The 3,042-nt window shown below is 58.7% G+C and carries 3 protein-coding genes and 1 pseudogene; 2 read left to right on the forward strand and 2 right to left on the reverse strand.

Annotation, left to right across the window (positions count from 1 at the left end):
- A pseudogene (locus tag NW837_RS08970) lies at window positions 1-307 on the reverse strand (ferredoxin--NADP(+) reductase); the annotation flags it as partial.
- Window positions 308-658: 351 nt separating this feature from the next.
- Between NW837_RS08970 and NW837_RS08975 the strand changes: the two are divergent.
- Together NW837_RS08975 and pgl are read left to right on the forward strand one after the other, a co-directional pair.
- Window positions 659-1,666 (forward strand): phosphoribulokinase, encoded by a 1,008-nt coding sequence (locus NW837_RS08975; RefSeq protein WP_414330815.1) that lies wholly within the window; start codon window positions 659-661, stop codon window positions 1,664-1,666.
- Between the two features lie 86 nt (window positions 1,667-1,752).
- A complete protein-coding gene (pgl, locus tag NW837_RS08980; protein WP_414330818.1) occupies window positions 1,753-2,484 on the forward strand; it encodes a 6-phosphogluconolactonase in 732 nt (243 codons plus the stop codon).
- 151 nt (window positions 2,485-2,635) lie between these two features.
- On the opposite strand, the gene NW837_RS08985 is transcribed toward pgl, so the two are convergent.
- On the reverse strand, window positions 2,636-3,042 hold a 407-nt coding region (locus tag NW837_RS08985), incomplete at its 5' end, for a hypothetical protein (RefSeq protein WP_414330821.1).

Consider the following 3,042-nt stretch of genomic DNA (forward strand, 5'->3'; position numbering starts at 1 on the left):
CGGCCCGCTTCACACTCAAAGAGACGGTGCGCCCCTCCCCATCATCGCCAAAGCGGGTGGAAGCAATCGAGTAGAGGCGGGGCTTGTGGGGCTTGCCCTTGGCATCTTCGCCAGGAGGAATGATGCCAACGCTTTGCCCTTCTAGGTAGCGGTAGTTGGGATCCGGCAAGCTGAGCACAATGTGCTTAGTCAGTCCGGGTGCTCCTTCACCGACAATGGAGTAGGTCTCCACGCAGTGGCCGATCAACGGTGCGTTGGGACGATACAGATTGACGACAACCTCTCGCTTTTCTGCGCTGGCAACCATACCTGCGATCTGCTCCTGGCACTGGGAGGAAATGAGTTTACATATAGCAAAATAGCAAACACCACAGCAGCCCGGCTGCTCAAATGGAACTTGTCAGAGGAGAAGCAGACGACCTTCGCCAGCCCCCCAGGCCGTCCTGAGAGCGGCAACCCCGGAAAAATAATCCCGGCCAAGCTCATCGGCCAAAAATATGGATTTTTTGTTAAATTGTTGCTTAGGGTGCCCACAGCTCTGGCCTGCCAGCGGCTTGTGATGTAACGGCTTTATTTGGTATCATGCAAGACCGTAACAGTTGGTAACTTTCTAGAGCCTTTTTCTCAGTTTTGCCCTGCCCGTCCCCAAGGAGTTCCCATGGCAAGCAGTCCTGATCGTGTTGTGATGATTGGTGTCGCCGGAGATTCTGGCTGTGGCAAGTCCACCTTTTTACGCCGGCTGGGGGATCTATTTGGCCGGGATCTGATTACCACCATCTGTCTGGATGACTATCACTCCTTGGATCGCTACCAGCGCAAAGAGAAGGGCATCACGGCGCTGGATCCCCGCGCCAACAACTTCGACCTGATGTACGAGCAGGCCAAGGCGCTTAAGAACGGCCAAAGTGTGATGAAGCCCATCTACAACCACGAGACGGGGCTGATTGACCCACCGGAGCTGGTGGAGCCCAACCGCATCATCGTCCTGGAGGGGCTGCATCCCATGTATGACGAGCGGGTGCGCCAGCTGCTGGACTTCAAGGTGTACTTGGATCTGGCCCCAGAGATCAAGATTGCTTGGAAAGTGAAGCGGGACATGGCGGAGCGGGGCCACACCTACGAAGATGTGTTGCGCTCAATCGAGGCTCGCCGCCCGGACTTTGAAGCCTATGTCGATGTGCAGAAGCAGTACGCCGATGCCGTCATTGAGGTTTTGCCTACCCAGTTGTTGCCGGAGCTGGATCCAGAGCACAAAGTACTGCGGGTGCGGCTGATCCAGCGGGAAGGGGTGAAGTACTTCGACCATGTTTATCTCTTTGACGAAGGCTCCACCATTGATTGGATCCCCTGCGGCAAAAAGCTGACCTGTTCCTACCCGGGGATCCGCCTCCACTATGGCCCTTCCACCTACTTTGAGCACCCGGTTTCGATTCTGGAGATCGACGGCACCTTCGACAAGCTGGAAGAGGTCATCTACATCGAGAACCACCTGAGCAACCTGTCCACCCGCTACTATGGCGAGCTGACGGAACTGTTGCGCAAGCACCCGGAATACCCGGGATCCCGCAATGGCTCTGGCCTGATCCAGGTCATCGTGGGCCTGAAGCTGCGCGCCCTCTACGAGCAAATTCGGGCAGAAGCCAAAGAGCTGGCGGTGGCTTCCTAGTGTTTGCCCCGCTTAGGGGATCCCTTCGGTAAAGTGTTGGTGCAGGTCGGCTGACCCAGCATAGGTCGGCAGTAGGGCTTCGGTGTATGCAGGGATTCCAGTTGGAGATCTTTCCGGAGGGCCCCGTCTTAATCCAACGGGCCATCGAGATTTGGCAAGGTCGGTCATCCGCTGCCATTCGCGAGCGGGGACGCTTTACGGTGGCCTTGGCGGGAGGGAGCACCCCCAAGAAGCTGTATGCTGCCCTGGCCCAAACCCCAGGGATCCCTTGGCAACAAACCTGGCTGTTCTGGGGGGATGAGCGCTATGTTCCCCCGGATCACCCTGAGAGCAACTACCGCATGGTACGAGAAACCCTGCTGCAGCAGATCGGGATCCCGGCGGCTCAAGTTTTCCCTATGCCCACCCAAGCGGGGGATCCCCTTCGCGATGCTGCCGAATACGAGGCGACCCTGCGGCAGATTTTCGGTACAGAGTGCCCTTCTCTCGACCTGGTATGGCTGGGAGTGGGGGAAGATGGCCACACAGCTTCCTTGTTTCCCGACACCGCCGCTCTGCAGGTGCAGCACCGCTGGGTGACAGTGGGGCAAAAAGGGCAGGAGCCGCGTCTAACCTTGACCTATCCTGTTCTGAACCAAGCAGCCCAGGTGGTGTTCCTGGTAACCGGAGCGAACAAAGCCCCCATCGTGAAAGAGGCGCTGACCACCGCAGCTCATCTACCCTGCCAGCGCGTAAACCCCAGAGGACGGCTGCTGTGGTTGCTGGATGCGGCGGCAGCGGCTCAACTGCCCCTGCCCTGTGTCCCGCTGCTCAGCTAAACAACGGGCGGGCTAACTGCCGATGGGATAGGATCCCCAGGCCCACCGCCCCCAAAATCATCCCAGCCCATTCCAGTGGCCACAGGTTTGATAGCCCCAGCGGCCAACGCACCAGGTTTCATGGGTCGAGAACCGGCGGGGCAGGGATCCCTCAGGGGTTGCCGGGCAAATTCTTCAGTATTGGAATCACCAGCTCTTGGACAGGCAACGCTACAGGCTGAGCGGGGTCACTGCTCAGGGAGCTGGATGGCGTAGAAGGGGAAGAGCTGGGGATCTCGCCCATGGGCCGCAGTTGCCAGCGGATGATCTGCTCGCCGCGGTAAAAGGTAACCAACAACTGATCCCCTTGCGATTGGATTTGCCAGGTGCCATCACCGCTGGTTACCGAAATATGGCCGCCGGAAAAGGGTGCATCCAAAGCCGGCCCCGATTGGCTCCAGATACGCCCGCCACCCGTTTCCAAGATCAATTGCACCGTCGCCCCCTGCCCCTGGCCGCTCAAAATTTGGCCGGTTCCGCTCCAAACTCGGGTTTCCGTCTGAGCCACGGCGGGTTGCC

Source organism: Synechococcus sp. R6-10, assembly GCF_047461815.1.
Classification (GTDB): Bacteria; Cyanobacteriota; Cyanobacteriia; order Thermostichales; family Thermostichaceae; genus Thermostichus.